Below are 20666 nucleotides of genomic sequence, written 5' to 3'. Positions count from 1 at the left end.
ATCTTCTATAAAGTACTAAACGAGGTGGCAAACCGTGGGCTTCTCAGCCCAGAACATGTCTTTATTGATTCTACCCATGTGAAAGCGAGTGCGAATAAGAGAAAGTTTGAGAAGAAGGTTGTTCGTAAAGAGACGCGGGCTTATGAGAAGAGGCTCAAGAAGGAGCTCAACATAGATCGGGAAAAGAATGGGAAGAAACCATTCCCGCCGGAAAAGTTTGAAAAGGAAGAGTACAAGGAGATTAAGGAGTCGACAACAGACCCGGAAAGTGGTTATTACGTTAAAGATGAACGGACAAAGCAGTTCGCTTATTCTTTTCACGCTGCCACGGACGAAAAGGGGTTTGTACTCGCAAACATCGTCACGCCAGGGAATGTCCACGACAGTAATTTGCTTGAACCATTAGTCCAGAAAATCATCGAGCAAGTAGGACGTCCAGTCGTCGTTGCCGCTGATGCAGCTTACAAACTCGGATTTCAACTAGTTGTCCGAAACCGTTCTGGGGCAAGCGTTACGTCTAATGGGGAAAAAATGATTCCTCATTTTCGAAATATCTTACATCAAATAAAGCTAATGAAACAAGAAGCTGAGGAGATCACGGGGCTACAAAAAGGAAAAATAAGTATCGGCACGTTTGAAAGTATTACAATTCATTGGCTGCCTCACATCCTGAAACAATTTAATGACCAGCATCCTCAAGTCGAAATTGAACTGCTTGAAGGAACGTACGAGGAAATTTGCCACTGGCTTCAAAAAGGAAAAATAGATGTTGGTTTCATTCTTAATATAGATAAATTGACCGTAGATTTTTATCCACTAAAGGATGACCGTTTAAAATTATTGCTTCCCTCTTCACATGTGCTAAGGGAACATCAATCGATATCTATAACGCAACTCATATCAGATCCATTTATAATGCCATATAAAGGATGCGATGAACATGTACGACTTCTTTTCAAGCAACAAAACGTACTACCAAATGTAAAGTTTGTCATAAAAGATGTTCACTCCATAGTGGCCATGGTTCAAGCAGGATTGGGGATCAGCATTATGCCTGAACTGACACTCCCTAATCAGATGGACCATATCTATATAAAACACATAAGTGATGATGTTTATCGGACAATTGGAATAGCAGCTCTGGATTTTAAACGTTTATCACCTGCGGCGGAGAGGTTTATTGACATTACAAAAACTTGGGTTTTCCAAAAGAATAAGTATGGGTAAAGTTGCTGGTGTAACAGGAGAAGCTTGAGGAATAGGACGTGCGCTGGCTGTGTGCAATGTAGATATAAATTTAAAGTATCTATGATAAGGTTTATTTATCATGAGAGTTTCTGTGTCAAAAAGTAAGGGTGAGTACTAATGATGAAAAGCCCCTTGGCGGCGGCGAGCAGACCGCAGATGGGCTTGGAATATTCATGTGGAAACATCTGGGTTTTTATACTATACTGGTGTCGTTAAGGCACGGAGGACGGGGAACGGCGTTACAGGCAGATGCAGCGAATTTATATTTTCGGAAGTAGGGAAGAAAAATGATTGAATTAAGAAAAATTACCCACGATAATTTTGAGGCAGTGTTGAAGTTAAGCATAACAGACAAGCAGAAAGGAAATGTGGATTCCAGCATATATTGTTTGGCTAAAGCCTATGTAAAGCTACTCAACGACGAAAAACCACCTATGATCTTCGCTATATGCAACAATGATGAAGTCATAGGATATGTCGATATTGGATTTTTCGAACTGGCGGAAAGTGCATTTTTATGTGAAAAATATGGAGATAAATCTACTTATGGACTTAATCGCTTTATGATTGATAAAAAGCATCAAGGCAAAGGATTTGGCAAACAAGCAATGATGAAAGTTATTGATTACATAAAGTCGTTTCCACAAGGAAAAGCCGATGCAGTTGCTACATCATATTGGATGGTAAACGAAGCCGCCCGGAAGTTGTTTGCGTCTGTCGGTTTCGTTGAAACAGGAGCGATATGGGACGGACAAACAGGGAGTAATTGGAATGCAGAAAGAAAAGATATAGAGTATGCAGAAGTAGGCGCCAGACTCGGATTATAAAGCTAACAATTTGAATAGTGCATCGTACAGCATAAGACCAACTATGCGAAGTCAATAGCAAAAATGCAAAAAGAGGGCAAATTCTTTTTACTACTCCGGTTGCTTCATTATTCATTTTCATTGATGATGATTTATTCTTGCTAAGCTTTCTTTACAGCAAAAAAAGCACCCATTAGGATGCTCAATTTGAATTCCGCCATTTACCAAATTCAAAAACCCTAACATAATATCTACTACTTTGTCTTCCTCGTTCAAGTAATATGGAAGTGAAGGCTTTAAACACGCGTCCAAAGGCTCCAATACTTCAGCGTCTATGCGTGTACATTGACTACTTGCGATTCGCGCGCAAGTTTGCCGCCAATCAAAGCGTCTTGAGCGCTATCCTGATAATCACTTGCAACGGCTATAGGAGGCGACACCGTCACCGTATCCTACTTGCGGTATCCCCCTCCTCTTACATACATTCGATTATGATATAAATTAACTTTCTCCTTTAAATTTATCATTCATAAACAGTCACAATTACTCCATTAACATTGTCACCTGAAATCTCATATTCGTGGTTTTTCGGAATATTAATAGTCATGCCTTCGGAAAAGGGATAATAAGAAATCGTATAATTTTCGCCTTCAACCATAGCTGAAACCTTCTTTTTCTCCTTTAGGTAATCCAAGTATTCTTCTAAAACAAAACCCTTTTCCTCCATAATCGCACTATGCGGAAGCCCAACATAGCGGATATGCCACGGTTCATTTTGAATTCCCGTTATGTCCGTTTTATCCTCTGGATATCGTACAACAAATCCGTATTCCCAAGCGTTTTTTTTAATCCACTTTCCCTCAGGTGCTTTCTCCATAATCGTTTGGGTAGTTCCCACATCTAGCGATAAGCCCAGATTGTGTTCGCTGTGGCCGGCTGGCAAGGCACGGTTGGAACCCATTTCTTGATAAAGTTCATTTTGCTCATCAAAGTCTCGAAAACCGCTCGTAATAAAAAAATTAAACTCCCTCTCTTCTTTCGCATCAAGGAGCATGTCCGAAAATTTACGTGCTATTTCTTCAGATAAATACGTTTTGTTATCAAATAGACTAAATCCTTTTATTAATTCCTTGTGACTTGCTAAGTTGACAATATCTGATTTAATATTTTCTGGGTCGACTGCGTGATCATGATTTACCAAAAGCAAATTCCCTTGATGAATTTGTTTTTCTGTAACCTTTACCTTTTGGATATCCCCGGAATCCACTAAACTATCTACGTTATCATCTTCGAACGATTCAATATTTGGTTTATCTTGAAAAAAAGGTACTATCTTAACAGCTGCTAGACCCAAACATAGAAAAAAAATAATTAAAAATCCCCACTTCTTCATTTTAAATGTCCTCCTTCTTTCTTCCATGCTTATAAGAATAGGAAAAACTATTTAAATAAAAAGTGGGGTAAATATTAAATTTTTCTTAAATCCTATCCCGGATTTTAAAATTGTTCATTTTCACCATTTTCCTGTGGTAAGCGAACTTCAAAAATGGTACGTATTATACTACTGTTGACAGTAATGGTGCCATTATGCTGCTCCACAATATTCTTCGCAATGAACAAGCCCAGTCCTGTACTATCTTCTTGATGAGTTCGAGCCCTGTCTCCGGTATAAAACATATCGAAAAGATGCGGAAGTTCATCCTGTGGAATGCTGTCTCCATAATTTACAACTTGAACGACTACTTCATCTACATCAATAAAACCTTTAATATCGACATACTGCCCTTCAAATCCATACCGAATCGCATTAGTCATTAAATTTTCAAACACACGTGCTATCAAATCACCATCACCAAAAATGGGTAAATGCGGCGGCATACTATTCATCCGAGCAATCAAATGACTTTTTTCGAATACAGGATACAATTCTTCCTTCAATTGATTAAGTAGGTCAGTTAAATTTATACTCCTTTTTTCAACTGGCAGCATCCCATAGTTCATTCTGGTGATCTCGAATAATTCATCGATTAGCCTTTCTAAACGTTGAGATTTTGTATAGGCAATTTTTAGGAAATGTCTGTTTTGTTCTTTAGTCAAGGTCTCATCCTTAAGGATCAAATCCAAATATCCTAAAACAGAGGTAAGTGGAGTCCGCAAATCATGAGCTAAATTTATAACTAATTGATCCTTACTATTTTCCGAAAAATCTCCTCGTTGAATCGCTTCTTCTAATTTTCTACTTGCCATATTAATTTCTTTTGCAAGATCTTCAAATTCATCATCAGATGAAATCTCAACATGTCTCGTAAAGTCTCCGTTGGCGAGATGATGAATTCCAGAGGAAATCTTTTTAAAATAATTCGAATAACGCTTGGTGAGAAGAAAGAAAAAATAAATCGCAAGGGGGATAAATATTAACAAAAAGAGATTTAAATCTCCAATATCTCTGATGACTTCGCGTATATAAAACGTTATACCTTTATAGTCGGGAAACGTATGATAATAAAGCTGGAAAATTTTATAAATTAGAAATGTGCTTATACCTGACAGAAGCATACTTTTACCCAATATCAAGAGCATTTTAAACTGAAAGCTTCTCTGCATAGTTTTAGCCATCGAATGAATACCCCACGCCCCATACCGTTTTGATAAGTTTGTTTTTATTCTTATCTTCCTTCATTTTTTTTCGCAAAGTGCGAATATGTACCATAACGGTATTGTTGCCTTCGTAATAATCTTCACCCCATACTTGGTGAAATATATTTTCTACACTAAAAACTTTCTTTGGATGGCTAGCTAGTAAATACAATATATCAAACTCTTTCGGTGTTAGCTGAATGCTTTCATCATATAAGGTAACTGTACGTTGATCAGGAGAAATTACTAATCCACCATATTCCACGCGGGGGTTATTCCCCTTATTCGTATCAGATTGATTTAACTTCATAAAACGTCTCAGTTGCGCATTTACACGTGCAACTAACTCGATTGGGGAGTATGGTTTAGTCATATAATCATCTGCTCCAATTACCAGTCCCTGTACTTTATCGAAATCAGACGTTCTAGCGCTCAAAAATATGATAGGCATATTATACTGTTCCCGAATGCGGCTGGCTACCTCATATCCATCCATTTTAGGCATCATAATATCCAAAATCAGCAAATCAATCGACTCAGTCTGGGCAACATGAACAGCCTCTTCTCCATCCGAGACTTTAATAACATGATATCCTTCTTTCTCTAAATGAAGAGCAATTAAATCAGCAATTTCTTTTTCATCATCAGCAATAAGTATCGAGATATCTTTCATATATCCACCTCATTTTCATCCATGTCCTTTACTAAACGTTCTGTTATCTTATTTGATACCTTAACAATACCATCCAATAATATCTTATTTCCATCTGAAACGCTCCTTAACCACCTGGCCCGTTTGATAGTGAAAGGAGGAATGCAACCCACCTCACTAGGCATGATTAAACGTTAGGTCCTTCTTTTATGCCATCAAGTCGAAAGAGGTAACGTGTATTTCAGCGGACGGCTATATCTGCCAGAGTATACAAGCCATGCAAGGCTTGCTGTTAATAGTGTTACCGAAATGAGGGCAGTAAGAATACTATAGGTTTCCCAAACAAGTATGATCGACCACTCAAGGGCAAAGCCTGTTATACTTAGAGCCGCTGTAACTAGTAGTAAAATGAAGGATGCAATTTTTCTTTTTTTTGTGATCTGCTGCTTTTTATTTAGTTTCCGCCTTCGGAATCCCAAAACAAAAAATAAAACAGTTAACAAGCAACAAGTAATGGTGGCAATTGACAAAAGAATATCCATCAGCTGCGCGCTGCTTATTTCATAGGTTTGCGACAAATTGCCGTCTACTATATCTTTGATTTTTAGTACCATGCTCGTATTGATATTGGCGCCGTTCGCCAATAAGCAGATGGCTGTTTGTTCATTGGGTAATAGCACCACTTGGGTTCTGAAGCTTGGGTTTTCTCCTGAGTGCTCGATAATCGTTTGGTCGGTGTTCACCATCCAGCCTGCTGCATAATACATAGTGTCAACAGCCAGAACGGATCTATCCCCCTGATGCGACTTTTGAATAGCGGTGTGAAATATTTCTGGTATATCTTTCACAATTCCCATCTGAATACCCATCCAACGCGCCATATCTTTTGTAGAAGAGATGATATAGCCGGCGGGTTTATTTCCGGAATAATCAGGCGCGTTATACGGGGTTGTTTTAAAAAAAGAAGAACGATACCCTTGTGCCAGCTGTCCAGTAGCCATGGCATCCTCTTTATAGACGAATGTCTGGTTAAGGCCTAACGGTTGGAATACCTGTTCGCTCATAAAGCTTTCGTAGCTTTGACCCGATACTTGCTCGATAACCAGACCTAACACATCATAATTAATGGTTCCATACGTATATTGCTTGCCAGGAAGAAAGGATAAATCAGTATCCACCAGCACTTCCACCGTCTTTTGCAGCATATCGGGCGTATTGCCTTGAGGGATAAGTTGGGCATGTCTATTATTGGTCAAACCACTTGTATGATGAAGAAAATTATTAAGAGTAAGGCTCTGCATATCAACAGGTTTTCCTTGATATTTTAGTGTTAGCCAGGGTAAATAGTCGTGAATTGAGTCGGTCATAGATAAACGTCCTTGCTCCTCCAGCAACAGTATGCCTATGCCGGTAAAGGCTTTACTGACCGAGGCCAGCTCGTATAATGTGTTTTCACTTGCGGGTATTCCTTTTTTAAGGTCTGCATAACCGGAAGAGTAATAGTATTCTTTCTCATTGGCTAGAATTGCGACTGATAAGCCCGGCACACCAGATATTCGAGTAGCATCGTCCAGCAGCGACTGTATGGCCTCAGCCTGCGCATCTGACATCGCATAGCTTCTTTGCGAGAGTCCTGAGAACAATAGAAGTACCGTTATCATAGAAACAAGTGTTTTTTTCATAAGATCCCCTTTTTTGAATAATGAAAGGATAATTGCCATTTTTGCGTAGTTTGAGTTTAATTTTCATTGCGCTGCATTATGCCGTCAATCAAGGCGTTTTGAGCGCTATCCTGATAATCTTTTGCAACGGCCTTAGGAGTCGACCGTAACCGTATCCCACTAACCACGTTCATTTCTTTTTGAATAAATAACCCTCTCTCGTCAAAAATAACAATGGTGATAATAAATAGTCTCTGTTATGGAATGAAAAAAGGAGATGAATGGATGCAAGCTCGAATACTCAAGTTTTTGTTGGTTACAGGGATTTTATTTGGTTTTCATATTACAGATATCATGGCTGTTTATGCGAATGAGGAACCCTTGGTAACTGTATCGCGGCAATGGTCGAAAGCGGTCATACAAGATGATCAGGTAGAAGATTTGCCTGACCTTGACGGAGGATCTGAAAATTCCGGGCGGGATCCTCAGCAACCTGTTGACCTAAGAATTTTGCAACAAAGGTATCCAGACATTTTTTTCTTACAAGGTCCTACTGACCAAAAACGAGTTGCTTTAACTTTTGATGATGGTCCTGACCCACGTTTTTCAAATGGTGTATTAGATGTATTGAAACAGTACAATGTACCAGCAACATTCTTCGTATTAGGTTCAAGAGCCGTTGCCAATCCTGAAATTGTCAAGCGAATGCAAAACGAGGGGCATGTGATTGGAAACCATACTTACTCCCATCCTAACCTTGTCCAAGAATCCCACCTCGAAACGCTAGAGCGGGAAGTAACCAGAACGGAAGATGCCCTTAAAGACATTATTGGTTATCGGACAAAATTATTTAGACCACCATATGGCTTCTTATACAATGAATTAGTCGAAAAGCTTGGTGAAATGAACTATTACGTAATTGCATGGTCGGTTGATTCCTTGGATTGGCAAGAAGACCCGCCGGAAGTTATTGCTTCGAAAGTATTAGACAACATTCAACCTGGCGCGATTATTCTCATGCACGATGGGGCAGAATCGGGTGGAGATAGAACCAATACAATTGAATCGCTTCACCAAATTATCCCGGCACTGCAAGAGCAAGGGTACGAATTTGTCATAGTTCCTGAATTGTTAAATATTCCATATAAGAAATAGAAGGTTTCTCTTCTATTTCTTTTTTATAACTGGTATTAGAACGAGTTCTATGAAATACACTTCAGGTCAAACCAATAGTGCTGTTAGTAAAAGGCGATTACGTAAAAAAGAAGCATAAATTCTCCTATTGGAAAATTTGTGCTTCTTATCCGTTTTATTATTCCATAATTTCTATGGAGACGGCGGGAGTCGAACCCGCGTCCAAAGGCTCTGCTACTTCAGCGTCTACGCGTGTAGATTGACTACTTGCGATTCGCGCTGCATTATGCCGTCAATCAAGGCGTCTTGAGCGCTATCCTGGTAGTCTCTTGCAACGGCCTCAGGAGGCGACCGTTACCGTATCCCACTAATAGGTGAGCCTAACAATGCCACATGGGCGATGGAACTGCTAGGCAGATTCAACAGCTTACGCTGCGAATGCTAGGTTGTTGTTTGTTTTGCCAGTTATTATTAACTGTCGTTTCTGACGGAGACGATCCCTCCGACGCGCAGCTCAAGCCCAGACCACCCCTGTCGAATCCGTAACGTCCCCGTTATAAAAGGTTGTTACACCTTTAAGGGATGTCAGGAATGCCTGTTGAAAGGCTTCTGAACTATATCACTACTAGTATCATACTACATTTTGACGTTAAAATCAATACTGCTGTTTCGCCTTGAAAGCACGTTCCACTTCGCGTTTTGCTTCTTTCTTCTTCAGATCCTCACGTTTGTCGTAGAGCTTCTTCCCTTTACCGACGCCGATCAATACTTTCGCGAATCCGTCTTTTAAATACATTTTCAGCGGCACAATTGCGAAGCCTTCCTGCTTTGTCTGCCCGAGCAGCATTGCAATCTGCTTTTTATGGAGCAGCAGCTTTCGCGAACGCAATGGGTCATGGTTGAATTGATTTCCCTGTTCGTACGGACTGATATGCATGTTGGAAATCCATGCTTCATTGTTCCGGATCAGGACGAAAGCATCGCGCAATTGCACCTTGCCATTGCGGATCGACTTGATTTCCGTCCCTTGCAGCACAATCCCTGCTTCAATCGTTTCTTCAATCGCAAAGTCATGGTTCGCTTTTTTATTGACGGCCAGAACTTTCCCTTGACCTTTCGCCATAATAGTATCCCCCATCATTTAAAAATGCCACGGCATTCGCATGAACGAATGCCGTCACGTTTATTTTCTCTTTCTTGGAGCCTGTTTCTTCTTCTTTTTCGCTACACCTTCATAAAACTTCTTCTGGCTCGGTGCGCCTTTTTTCTTTTCGCCTTTTGGCTTATCAGAATCGCCCCGGCGACCGCCGCCACTGCTCGGTTTCTTCGTATGAATGACTTTCGGCGTCTCTTTCCGTGCACGGTGGAATGATTGCTTCATGCCCGAAATCTCGAAGTCAATTGCCGATTCCTCAGGTTTGACGGAAACGACTTTGATCGTCACTTCATCCCCGATTCGGAATTGCTTCCCGGTATGCTCGCCGATCATCATCATTTGGCGGTCGTCGAAGCGGTAATAGTCATCCGTCATGTAGCTGACGTGTACGAGTCCTTCTACCGTGTTTTCCAGCTCTACGAACATACCGAAGTTCGTCACGGATGAAATGACACCGTCGAACTCCTCGCCAATCTTGTCTAGCATGTACTGCGCCTTCTTTAAAGCGTCTGTATCGCGTTCTGCATCAACTGCGCGTCGTTCACGCTCGGACGTGTGCTGAGCGATCTCAGACATGTTAGCGTTCCAATGCGCAATTGTCTCGGAAGATACGTCCTTATTGATCAAATATGTCCGGATCAGTCGATGGACGATCAAGTCAGGATAACGTCTGATCGGAGACGTGAAATGCGTATAGAAATCAGCTGACAATCCGAAGTGGCCGAGGCTTTCTTCGAAATACTTCGCCTGCTGCATCGAGCGGAGGAGCATCGTCGAAATGACGGTCTCTTCTGGCATGCCTTCGATTGACTCGACAATTTCCTGCAATGCGCGAGGATGCACTTTATTCCCCGTACCTTTGACGACGATTCCAAAGTTTGTTAGAAACTCAAAGAATCGTTGGAGCTTCTCCACTTTCGGATCTTCGTGAATACGGTAAAGGAACGGCACTTGCATCCAGTGGAAGTGCTCTGCAACCGTTTCGTTTGCAGCGAGCATGAATTCCTCAATGAGGCGTTCCGCCGCAGTACGTTCCCTTATGACAATATCAGTCGGCCATCCTTGTTCGTCGACAATCACTTTTGATTCCTTGAAATCAAAGTCGATGGCGCCGCGGTCGATCCGTTTCTGCCTCAAAATCGAAGCGAGGTCAGCCATATTATTCAGCATCGGAACGATATGCTCGTAATTTTTCATGAGCTCTTCGTCTTTTTCCTCGATGATCTTATAGACGTCTGTATACGTCATCCGTTCCTTCGATTGGATGACACTTTCGAATATTTCATGGTGGATCACTTTTCCGTTTCGATCGATGGTCATCCGGCATGACATCGTCAGACGATCGACATGTGGGTTCAATGAACAAATGCCATTCGATAGCTTATGTGGAAGCATCGGGATGACACGGTCCGTTAAATAGACGCTCGTTGCCCGGTCGTACGCTTCGTCGTCGAGCGGCGTGTTCTCCTGCACATAATAGCTGACATCAGCGATATGGACGGATAATGTATAGGTCCCGTCGTCGTTCTTTACGAGGGAAATAGCATCATCCAAGTCCTTTGCGTCCGCCCCGTCGATTGTAATGACAAGGTCTTCCCGCAAGTCAGTACGTTTGAACAGATCCTTCTCCTGCACTTCGTCTGGCGTCTTATTCGCCTGCTCCATTACTTCTGCTGGAAACTCGACTTCAATGCCATGCTTATGGATGATTGATAAAATATCGACGCCTGGATCATTTTTATGCCCAAGGATTTGTACGACCATGCCAGTTGCCGATTTCAGCTCACTCGGCCATTCCGTAATTTCCACGACGACTTTATGGCCGTCTACGGCATCGAGTGAATTCCCTTTTCCGATGAAAATATCCATCGGAAGTTTTTTATCGTCCGGAATGACAAAACCGAAGCCGCGGTTATCTTGGTATGTCCCGACAACCTTCGTCGTTTTCCGTTCAGCAATTCTAATGATCGTTCCTTCGCGCCGGCCGCCGTAATCGCCTTTTGAAACGCGTACGAGGACTATATCCCCGTTCATCGCACCGTTCACTTCAGGCGGTGGAATGAAGATGTCGTCCATCCCTTCCGTTTCAGGCGTGACAAATCCGAATCCTTTCGCATGTCCGATGAATTTACCTCTCACCAGGTTCATTTTCTCCGGGACGCCGTAACGGTTTGTACGGGAGCGGACAATTTCACCTGTCTGTTCGAGCTGCACAAGCATTTTGACAAGCTCTTTGAATTCAGCAGCCCCTTCGATTCCTAATGACTCCTGGATCTCCTGAACCGTCAATGGTTTATACGATTCCTCTTTCATGAAATTCAATAGCCTTGTTTTTAATTCCTCATCAATAAAATCCAATTACCATCCCTCCATTCATAACTATCGTCAACTGTTTCTATTTTCACACGTTCCAGTCGAGTGATTCAAGAAATTCAAATACTGTTTCGTGAAGATGTTCTTTTTCCGGTCCAAGCGTAATGACGTGACCGGATTTTTCATACCACTCAATCTGTTTCTTTTCAGAAGATGCATTCTCGTAAATGATGTTAGCCGAATCCGGATCGATCACTTCGTCATTCCGTGATTGGATGACGAGAAGCGGAGCATCGATTTCCGGGAGCTGTCCCTTCACTTCGTCGACAAGCGGCGTCAATTCGGCAAGAGACGGCATTGTTTTACCGCGAAGCGCTTCGACTTCTTCTTCGATTTCGGCTTTCGATTTTCCTTCATATCTTTTATAGTCTGAGGCATATTTCAACACGCCTTCATACAATTTATCCGGAGATTTCATCACCATTGGCGAACACATTGTTACAATACCCTTCACAGGCATTTTAACCCCTAATTTCAATGAAAATACGCCGCCGAGAGATAATCCGCCAACTGCGATTTCTTCGTACCCAGCTTCCTTCAATTCATTGTAGCCAGCAATGACATCTTCCCACCATTCGCCCGGTCCCGTTTCAATCAATTGTTCAGGCGGTACGCCGTGTCCTTTATAGTGCGGCGCCAATGATGTGTACCCTTTCTTTTCTAAGAAACGGCCGAGCATCCGGACGTCCGCGGATGTTCCTGTGAAGCCGTGCAATAGCAAGACTGCCCGTTTGCCACTTTGAAAAAAGAACGGCTTTGGCTGTGCAATTCTCATATCCCTCATCCTTTCTCTACAATCCCAGCATTACAAAAATTGAGGTAGATTTAAATAAAAAAGCCTTATGTATCCTATCTTTCCCTTTTCACGATGAAAAAAACGCCCGACCATACGGGTGGCCAGGCGTTTATCAGTTATGTGATTATATAGTTCCGATTAAAATTTCACGATGGCAATCGCCAAAACGAAAAATAAAATTGAAAGTACAATTGTCACTCGTTGAAGCACTAGATCCAATCCACGAGCTTTCTGTTTTCCAAAAAGTTGTTCGGCACCACCGGAGATGGCTCCAGACAGACCTGCACTTTTTCCGGATTGCAATAATACAACAACAATCAACGCCAATGATACGATTAATAGCAACGTCATTAACAAAGCATGCACTTTGTTCCACCTCCTGCATAGAGCATCTCAACATTTATATTCTATCAAACATTTTTCACTGTTACAACAAAATTCGAGACAAAAACAACCAGCCGGTCATTGCCGGCTGATTTATCGCATTATTTTTTTATGTTATAGAACGATTTCTTCCCAAGGTAAACCGCTGTTTCATCCAGTTGGTCCTCGATGCGGAGCAATTGGTTGTATTTCGCGACGCGGTCCGTGCGTGAAGGTGCTCCTGTCTTAATTTGACCCGCATTTGTTGCAACCGCGATGTCTGCGATTGTCGTATCTTCGGATTCGCCGGAACGGTGGGAGATGACTGCTGTATAGCCCGCGCGCTTCGCCATTTCGATTGCATCGAATGTTTCTGTCAATGTACCGATTTGGTTCACTTTGATGAGGATCGAGTTGCCGACGCCTTCTTCAATGCCACGCTCCAGTTTCTCTGTGTTCGTGACGAACAGATCGTCTCCGACCAATTGGACTTTCGAGCCAAGGCGCTCCGTCAATAACTTATGTCCTGCCCAGTCGTTTTCGTCAAGGCCGTCTTCAATGGAGACGATTGGATATTTCGAGCAAAGCTCTTCATACCAAGCAACCATTTCTTCTGAAGTTTTTGTAATTCCTTCTCCCGCCAGACGGTATTGTTTCGTTTCGCTGTCGTAGAACTCGGATGAAGCGACATCCATTGCGAGCAATACTTCTTCGCCCGGTTTGTATCCTGCATTTTCGATTGCGACCATAATTGTCGCTAGCGCTTCTTCGTTCGATGCCAAGTTCGGTGCGAATCCGCCTTCATCACCGACTGCAGTGTTGAGGCCTTTTGATTTCAATACGTCTTTCAAGCTATGGAAAATTTCAGTTCCCATGCGAAGACCATGACGGAATGATTCCGCGCCTACCGGCATAACCATGAATTCCTGGATATCAACGTTGTTATCCGCATGCTCGCCGCCATTCAAAATGTTCATCATCGGAACTGGCAATTGCTTCGCGTTGACGCCGCCAAGATATTGGTACAGAGGAAGGTCCAAATAATCGGCTGCAGCGTGCGCAACGGCCATTGAAACGCCAAGGATCGCGTTTGCGCCAAGCTTGCCTTTATTTTTCGTGCCATCCAGTTCAATCAGTGCATTGTCGACGACAACTTGATCGAGCACTGAATAATTATCCACGATTTCATCTGCAATGATTTCATTGACATGATCGACTGCTTTCAAAACACCTTTTCCAAGATAGCGGGATGCATCGCCGTCGCGCAGTTCAACCGCCTCGTATTCACCAGTGGAAGCGCCTGAAGGAACGATGGCACGGCCGAACGCGCCGCTTTCCGTGAACACTTCGACTTCGACAGTTGGGTTACCGCGTGAATCAAGAACTTCTCTTGCTTGGATATGAGTAATGATTGGCATTTCAATCTCTCCCTTTATTAGAATAATGGTGTTCCGGACATTTCCTCCGGCTGTTCGATTTCGAGAAGCTTTAACATCGTCGGGGCCAGATCCGACAAAATGCCACCTTCCCGCAAATCGATTTCGGGTTTTGTAATGATGACCGGCACCGGGTTTGTCGTATGGGCGGTCATCGGCTTTCCTTCCAGCGTCACGACTTCGTCGGAATTCCCGTGGTCCGCAGTGACGATTGCTGTACCGCCTTTCAGCAACAAGGCGTCGATGATCCTGCCGAGGCACGCATCGACCGTCTCGATCGCTTTGATCGTCGGCTCCAGCATACCGCTATGCCCGACCATGTCGGGGTTCGCAAAATTGAGGATGATAGCGTCCTGCGTTTCGTCTTCAATCTCTTTCAGCAACGCCTCCGTCACTTCAACCGCACTCATTTCCGGTTTCAAGTCATAGGTTGCGACTTTCGGGCTTGCGATGAGAATCCTCTTCTCGCCTTCGAATTCGTCTTCCTTGCCGCCACTCATGAAAAACGTCACATGTGGATATTTCTCTGTTTCGGCAATCCGCAGCTGTCGGAGTCCGTTTTTCGAAAGCACTTCACCGAGCGTGTTCTCCAAGTTTTGAGATGTGAAAACGACGTCGGCTTGGACTTCATCACTATATTGCGTGAATGTCACGAACTTCAAGTTTTCGAACGTTTCGGGTCCTGTGTGGAAGCCGTCGAACACGGAATCCGTAAACGCCTTCGACAATTGGATTGCGCGATCGGGACGGAAATTGAAGAACACAACCGCGTCGCCATCTTTCACAGTCGCGACCGGTTCGCCTTCCTCCGCAATGATGAATGGTTCCACGAATTCATCATGGAGACCTTTCTCATACGAAGCAAGGATGCCTTCCGTAGCGTTTTTGAATGGTTCGCCCGTACCGTCGACGATCGCCCGGTATGCACGCTCCACCCGATCCCATCTTTTATCCCGGTCCATTGCATAGAAGCGTCCGGAAACCGTGGCAATTTTACCGACTTCAAGACCTTCCATCACCTTTTCGGTCTGCTCGGTATAACCGGGTGCAGTTTGCGGACCAACGTCCCGTCCGTCGAGGAATGCATGGATATAGACGTTCTTGATTCCATTCATTTTGGCGAGGCGAAGGAGGGCGAATAAATGCTCATAATGGCTATGTACACCGCCGTCCGAAAGCAGCCCCATCAAATGAAGGGATGAATCGTTCTGTTTTACATGATCAATTGCTCCGAGCAACGCCGGGTTCGTCATGAAGTCCCCGTCTTTGATGGATTTATTGATCCGGGTCAGGCTTTGATAGACAATCCGGCCAGCGCCGATATTAAGATGGCCCACTTCCGAATTCCCCATTTGCCCTTCTGGAAGACCGACAGCTTCGCCACAAGCGGTCAATGTCGAATGCGGATATTCATTCCACAGAATATCAAAGTTCGGTGTGCTCGCTTGTGCGACTGCGTTGCCGAACCGTTCGTCCCGTAGTCCGAAGCCGTCCAAGATAATCAGGGCGACCGGTGCTTTAGTCATTTGCCGCAACTCCGATCATTTCGAGGAATGATGCTGGTTCAAGGCTTGCTCCTCCGACAAGCGCACCATCGACATGTTCCATCGAGAGCAACTCGCCAATATTGCCAGGTTTTACACTGCCGCCATACTGGATGCGTATCGCTGATGCTGTTTCGTCATCATATAGCTTGCCGATTTCAGCACGGATCTCTCCGCATACGTCATTCGCATCTTGCGCAGTCGCCGTTTTACCTGTCCCAATTGCCCAGATCGGCTCGTAGGCAATGATTGCATCTTTCGCTTGTTCGGCGTTGATTCCTTCAAACGCTTTTTGCACTTGGACGGCAACTGTTTCGACCGTCTTGCCTGCTTCCCGTTCGTCAAGGCTTTCACCGACACAGATGATCGGCGTCAATCCTTTTGAAAAGGCTGCTACTACTTTACGATTGACCGCTTCATCCGTTTCATTGAAATACTGGCGGCGTTCGGAATGACCAAGAATGACGAATGGTACATTCAGTTCCGCCAGCATTTTCGGACTTATTTCTCCTGTAAACGCACCTTCATCGACGTCATGCATTGTTTGCGCTCCCATTTTTAAAGGAGTGCCCTCCGTCGATTCCACTAACGCAGACAAATAAAGAGAGGGCGGGCAAATGACCGCGTCCACTCGATCTGATTCCGGTAAGCGGTCTTTCACTTCTTCTACAAAATTCTTCGCTTCATCCATCGTTTTATACATTTTCCAGTTTCCTGCGATGATTCGTTTTCGCATTTTGCTACCTCCCGTCACTTATCATTCAGCGCCGTCACACCAGGCAATTCTTTTCCTTCCATGAATTCCAATGACGCACCGCCGCCAGTTGACACATGATCCATTTTTTCAGCAACGTCGAACTTTTCGACTGCCGCAGCGGAATCCCCACCGCCGATAACTGTGTACGCTTCCGTTTCAGCCATCGCCAATGCCACTTTCCTCGTGCCCGCAGCGAAAGGTTCCATTTCGAAAACGCCCATCGGCCCGTTCCAAATGATGAGCTTGGAACTCTTGATAACATCCGCATACAGTTCAGCAGTCTCCGGTCCGATATCGAGTCCCATCCAGCCATCCGGGATTTCGTCGATCTTCACTGTTTTCACATTGGCAGTTTCAGAAAACGCATCCGCCACTACCGCATCAATCGGCAAATGGAGTTTGACATTTTTCTCTTTCGCTTTTTGAATGAACGATTGCGCAAGCTCGATTTTATCTTCTTCGACTAATGAGTTGCCTGTTTCATAGCCTTGCGCTTTCGTGAACGTATAAGATAGGCCGCCGCCGATCAATAAATGGTCCACATTGTCCAACAGATTGTCAATGACGCCGATCTTATCCTTCACCTTTGCGCCGCCGATAATTGCTGTGAATGGCCGCTCCGGATTTGACAACGCTTTCCCGAGGACTTCCAATTCCTTTTCAAGCAAAAATCCGCTTACCGCCGGAATATACTGTGCGATTCCAGCTGTGGAAGCGTGTGCACGATGTGCTGCACCGAATGCATCGTTAACGAAGATATCTGCTAGTTCCGCGAACTTTTTCGCGAGCTCCGGATCATTCTTTTCTTCCCCTGCATGGAATCTGACGTTTTCCAGAAGAACGATGTCGCCTGCCTTCATATCAGCGACCGCTTGTTCAACTTCTTCTCCGATGGAAGAATCAAGTTTCTTCACGTTTTTCCCAAGGAGTTCCGATAATCTTTTCCCGGCCGCAGTGAGTCGCATGTCTTCATTCACTTCACCTTTTGGCCTTCCAAGATGGCTGGCGAGAATGACCTTTGCACCTTTTTCCGCCATGAATTCAATTGTCGGAACAGCAGCGCGGATTCTCGTATCATCCGCCACTTCACCGTTTTCCATCGGTACATTGAAATCGACACGGCAAAATACGCGCTTCCCGTTCAGTTCAATGTCTTTGATCGTTTGTTTGGCTATCATGTAAACCGCACCCCTCTAAGAAAATTGAGCGCCAGAAACGGCGGGGAATGTAAAAAAAAGGAACGGGTCTCACCGTTCCTCCTACCCATCTATCTATTATAATGGGTCGCCATTGGATTAGCTATAATTTATACAAAAGCGTAGGGCGCTTGCTTAGCTGCGACAGGCATAAGGCAGATCTGCGAAACGGCGTCCTTTGCCGTGCAGCGGAGCTGACTTATGACCCGAGTAGCTAGAGCGCCCGAAGTCTAGACGTATAGCTTAGATGCCTTTTTTACTCATATATAGCGCTAAGTCGATGCAACGGGCGGAATAACCTGTTTCATTGTCATACCAAGCAATGACTTTCACCATGTTGTTATCCAATACCATTGTCGATAGCCCGTCTACTGTCGACGACGCAGTGTTCCCATTGTAGTCTGTTGATACTAGCGGAATCTCATTATAGTAAAGAATTCCTTTTAATTCATTTTCCGAAGCCTTTTTCAATGCGGCATTCACATCTTCCACTGTCACTTCTGTTCCAAGTTCAGCTACGAAATCGACGAGTGATACGTTCGGCGTTGGAACACGTACTGCCATGCCATCCAATTTCCCTTTCAATTCAGGGATTACTTTCGTCACTGCGGAAGCGGCACCAGTCGTTGTAGGAATCATTGACTCGGCAGCTGCACGCGCACGACGGTAATCGGAATGCGGCAGATCCAAAATACGTTGGTCATTCGTGTATGAATGGACTGTCGTCATCATGCCCTTGTTAATGCCGAATTGATCCTGCAACACTTTGACGACAGGCGCAAGGCAGTTTGTCGTACATGATGCATTGGAAACGATATTGTCATTTTCAGGATCATAAGACTCTTCATTCACACCCATGACGAGTGTTTTCATATCCCCTTTGGCTGGTGCAGACAAGATCACTTTTTTCGCGCCCGCTTCGATATGCTTCATCAACGCTTTTTCATCCCGGAACACGCCTGTCGATTCGATGACGACATCGACATCCAACTCGCCCCACGGCAATTGTGACGGATCTTTTTCAGCGTATACTTTAATTTTCTTCCCATCGACGATGAGAGAATCTCCCTCTGAGCTGACTTCAGCGTCGAAAATCCCGTGCACCGAGTCATATTTCAAAAGATGCGCAAGCATTTGTGCATCCGTCAAATCGTTCACTGCCACAATTTCAAACTCATCATGCTTTCTTGCTTCCCTCATCACAACTCTTCCAATACGTCCAAATCCATTAATCGCCATTTTAATTGTCATTTCCGTTACCTCCTAAGATTCGGTTCAAGTATTTACGTTAGTTATGCATGTTAACCTTCTACTTTCGCAAGCATCGCGCGTGCCGCTCCTTCATCGGTGACAAGAGTCGTTTGACGGGGAGCGCTCTCCATATAGGACAAGATCGCTTCGGCTTTGCTTTTCCCGCCTGCAACAGCGATGATAAGCGGCACATTTTCCAACTGGTCCGTCTGAATGCCGACTGTCCTGATCCGATGGACGACATTGCCTTTATCATCAAAGTAATAGCCGAACGCTTCACCTTTCGCTCCTTGCTCCCGCAGATGTAGGCATTCATTCTCAGGTGTGTTTCGCAAGTCCGCCATTCGGAGGGCGTCCCCGATTCCATGCAGGACGCAATCCGTTTTCTTATAAAGCTCCATCATTTGGATAGCTGTGGGCTCCCGTTTGAACACTTCATGCGCTTCAACGCTCAGCGACTCGGGGTAATAGAACGTGCTGTACGTGCCCCCGCTTGCTTCCGCAAATGAAGCGGCGATGACGTTCGCCTGCAATCCGATATCGTCGCCGACACCGCCCCTTGCGGCAATGAAGTGCAGACGATCGGCATCTTCGATTGACTGAATGTGCTGCGGAATGGACGCCACCGAGCTTCCGCCTGTAACAGCAATGATACGGCCGTCACCGATCCGATTCATGAATTCAGCGGCAGCTTCCTTGCCGATAAGACTTTTCACAGCCGGATTTTCATCGCAATTTCCCGGAACGATTTGTACGTTTTGGATCCCTAATAACTCGGCCAGTTTCCTGGCAATCAATCCTTGCCCGGTCCACTCGTCAATTGTTGGTCCAAGCGAGTCGAGGACGGTCACCCCGTCGTTTGTTATGGTCGCGCCTTCTTTCGCAACGCGGATAAGTCCCTCTGTCCGCAACGTTTCCATCAAGTTCCGGCATTCCCGCTCCGAAATATCCGCCAACTGGCCAAGTGGTCTTCTTCCAATCGGACCTGCCACTTCGATGAATTTCAAAACTTTGTACCGCTGCTGTAATAACTCCATCATTTCCGGCACAAGCTTTTGTTGTGCCTCTATAATTTTTGGGATCATAGAAAACCCCTCTTTCACGATAGGACAATTTTGACCCATCTATATATTATTTGTCCCACCTAGTGCAAAAAAATATAAATCTTATTATTAGTATATACCTTGCCGCCAATAAATTCAAACTTCTTTATCTATTTTCGAATAAATCGAGCAAGTCGATATAGCCGATGGAGCCGTATAATAGCACTTCGCCATCCTTCTCCACGACGGGAATCATCATCATGTATTTCTCATGGCTTTCATCATCCGTTTCAATGTCGATTGTCGACCACGTTAGCGGAAAATCCTCTTGGACGAGTTTCATCATCGTTTCCGCCTCGTCACATAGATGACAGCCTTTTTTTGTGTAGAATTGAATGTGCATTTGGGACACCTCGCATAGTGGTTTTCTTTTAGTATAAATGAAAAAGAGGCTGTCAACAAAGTCATTTCGACTTTTCAGGACAGTCTTTTTGAGTGGCAGATGAATTTATGGTCGCTTTACTTGATTTATGATCACTCGCCACGCTTTATGATTACTTAGCCGGGTTTATGAGCACTTGCCTCGCTTTATGAGCACTTAACCGGATTTATG

At 44.3% G+C, this 20666-nt stretch carries 18 protein-coding genes, 1 other RNA gene and 1 pseudogene; 4 read left to right on the top strand and 16 right to left on the bottom strand.

Features of this window, described 5'->3' with window-relative positions:
* The 3 genes and pseudogenes from AWV70_RS24845 to AWV70_RS17995 all read left to right on the top strand — a co-directional run.
* Nucleotides 1–468: pseudogene (locus AWV70_RS24845) on the top strand (transposase); the annotation flags it as partial.
* A gap of 63 nt (nt 469–531) precedes the next feature.
* A complete protein-coding gene (locus AWV70_RS24840) occupies nt 532–1227 on the top strand; it encodes a LysR family transcriptional regulator substrate-binding protein (RefSeq protein ID WP_306464405.1) in 696 nt (231 codons plus the stop codon).
* 308 nt (nt 1228–1535) lie between these two features.
* On the top strand, nt 1536–2075 hold the full coding sequence (locus AWV70_RS17995; protein WP_060209919.1) for a GNAT family N-acetyltransferase: 540 nt from the start codon (nt 1536–1538) through the stop codon (nt 2073–2075).
* A gap of 502 nt (nt 2076–2577) precedes the next feature.
* Here the strand turns inward: AWV70_RS17995 and AWV70_RS17990 are convergent.
* The 4 genes from AWV70_RS17990 to AWV70_RS17975 all read right to left on the bottom strand — a co-directional run bounded on the left by AWV70_RS17990 (nt 2578) and on the right by AWV70_RS17975 (nt 7025).
* A complete protein-coding gene (locus AWV70_RS17990; RefSeq protein WP_060209918.1) occupies nt 2578–3447 on the bottom strand; it encodes a M15 family metallopeptidase in 870 nt (289 codons plus the stop codon).
* Nucleotides 3448–3551: 104 nt separating this feature from the next.
* On the bottom strand, nt 3552–4658 hold the full coding sequence (locus AWV70_RS17985; protein WP_060210045.1) for a sensor histidine kinase: 1107 nt from the start codon (nt 4656–4658) through the stop codon (nt 3552–3554).
* A gap of 4 nt (nt 4659–4662) precedes the next feature.
* Entirely contained in the window at nt 4663–5364 is a 702-nt protein-coding gene (gene vanR / locus AWV70_RS17980) for a vancomycin resistance response regulator transcription factor, VanR-F/VanR-M family (protein ID WP_060209917.1), read from the bottom strand.
* 194 nt (nt 5365–5558) lie between these two features.
* Entirely contained in the window at nt 5559–7025 is a 1467-nt protein-coding gene (locus tag AWV70_RS17975) for a serine hydrolase domain-containing protein (protein WP_060209916.1), read from the bottom strand.
* A gap of 264 nt (nt 7026–7289) precedes the next feature.
* On the opposite strand from AWV70_RS17975, the gene AWV70_RS17970 reads away from it, so the two are divergent.
* Entirely contained in the window at nt 7290–8159 is an 870-nt protein-coding gene (locus tag AWV70_RS17970; protein ID WP_060209915.1) for a polysaccharide deacetylase family protein, read from the top strand.
* 171 nt (nt 8160–8330) lie between these two features.
* Here the strand turns inward: AWV70_RS17970 and ssrA are convergent.
* The 12 genes from ssrA to AWV70_RS17910 form a co-directional block, all read right to left on the bottom strand.
* Nucleotides 8331–8691: a transfer-messenger RNA gene (gene ssrA / locus AWV70_RS17965) on the bottom strand.
* A 102-nt stretch (nt 8692–8793) separates the two neighbouring features.
* The gene (gene smpB, locus AWV70_RS17960) at nt 8794–9261 is read right to left on the bottom strand and encodes an SsrA-binding protein SmpB (RefSeq protein WP_060209914.1); all 468 of its coding nucleotides are present in this window, start codon (nt 9259–9261) and stop codon (nt 8794–8796) included.
* A gap of 60 nt (nt 9262–9321) precedes the next feature.
* On the bottom strand, nt 9322–11607 hold the full coding sequence (rnr, locus tag AWV70_RS17955) for a ribonuclease R (RefSeq protein WP_235588751.1): 2286 nt from the start codon (nt 11605–11607) through the stop codon (nt 9322–9324).
* Between the two features lie 88 nt (nt 11608–11695).
* On the bottom strand, nt 11696–12442 hold the full coding sequence (locus AWV70_RS17950; RefSeq protein ID WP_060209913.1) for an alpha/beta hydrolase: 747 nt from the start codon (nt 12440–12442) through the stop codon (nt 11696–11698).
* Between the two features lie 159 nt (nt 12443–12601).
* A complete protein-coding gene (gene secG / locus AWV70_RS17945) occupies nt 12602–12829 on the bottom strand; it encodes a preprotein translocase subunit SecG (RefSeq protein WP_060209912.1) in 228 nt (75 codons plus the stop codon).
* A gap of 119 nt (nt 12830–12948) precedes the next feature.
* Complete coding sequence (gene eno / locus AWV70_RS17940; protein ID WP_060209911.1) at nt 12949–14244, bottom strand: phosphopyruvate hydratase; 1296 nt, start codon at nt 14242–14244, stop codon at nt 12949–12951.
* Nucleotides 14245–14261: 17 nt separating this feature from the next.
* Complete coding sequence (gene gpmI, locus AWV70_RS17935; RefSeq protein WP_060209910.1) at nt 14262–15788, bottom strand: 2,3-bisphosphoglycerate-independent phosphoglycerate mutase; 1527 nt, start codon at nt 15786–15788, stop codon at nt 14262–14264.
* Entirely contained in the window at nt 15781–16542 is a 762-nt protein-coding gene (tpiA, locus tag AWV70_RS17930; protein WP_060209909.1) for a triose-phosphate isomerase, read from the bottom strand. Before tpiA ends, gpmI begins: the two co-directional genes overlap by 8 nt.
* A 14-nt stretch (nt 16543–16556) precedes the next feature.
* Nucleotides 16557–17741, bottom strand: coding sequence for a phosphoglycerate kinase (locus tag AWV70_RS17925; RefSeq protein WP_060209908.1), 1185 nt, complete (start codon nt 17739–17741; stop codon nt 16557–16559).
* Nucleotides 17742–18002: 261 nt separating this feature from the next.
* Nucleotides 18003–19010, bottom strand: coding sequence for a type I glyceraldehyde-3-phosphate dehydrogenase (gene gap, locus AWV70_RS17920; RefSeq protein ID WP_060209907.1), 1008 nt, complete (start codon nt 19008–19010; stop codon nt 18003–18005).
* 50 nt (nt 19011–19060) lie between these two features.
* On the bottom strand, nt 19061–20095 hold the full coding sequence (locus AWV70_RS17915) for a sugar-binding transcriptional regulator (protein WP_060209906.1): 1035 nt from the start codon (nt 20093–20095) through the stop codon (nt 19061–19063).
* A gap of 124 nt (nt 20096–20219) precedes the next feature.
* Nucleotides 20220–20456, bottom strand: a complete 237-nt coding sequence (locus AWV70_RS17910; protein ID WP_060209905.1) for a glutaredoxin family protein — start codon at nt 20454–20456, stop codon at nt 20220–20222.
* Between the last annotated feature and the right edge of the window lie 210 nt (nt 20457–20666).

Origin of the sequence: Sporosarcina koreensis (genome assembly GCF_001531445.1) — a bacterium.
GTDB classification, from domain to species: Bacteria; Bacillota; Bacilli; order Bacillales_A; family Planococcaceae; genus Sporosarcina; species Sporosarcina koreensis_C.
This window is presented reverse-complemented; position numbering and strand designations above follow the sequence as displayed.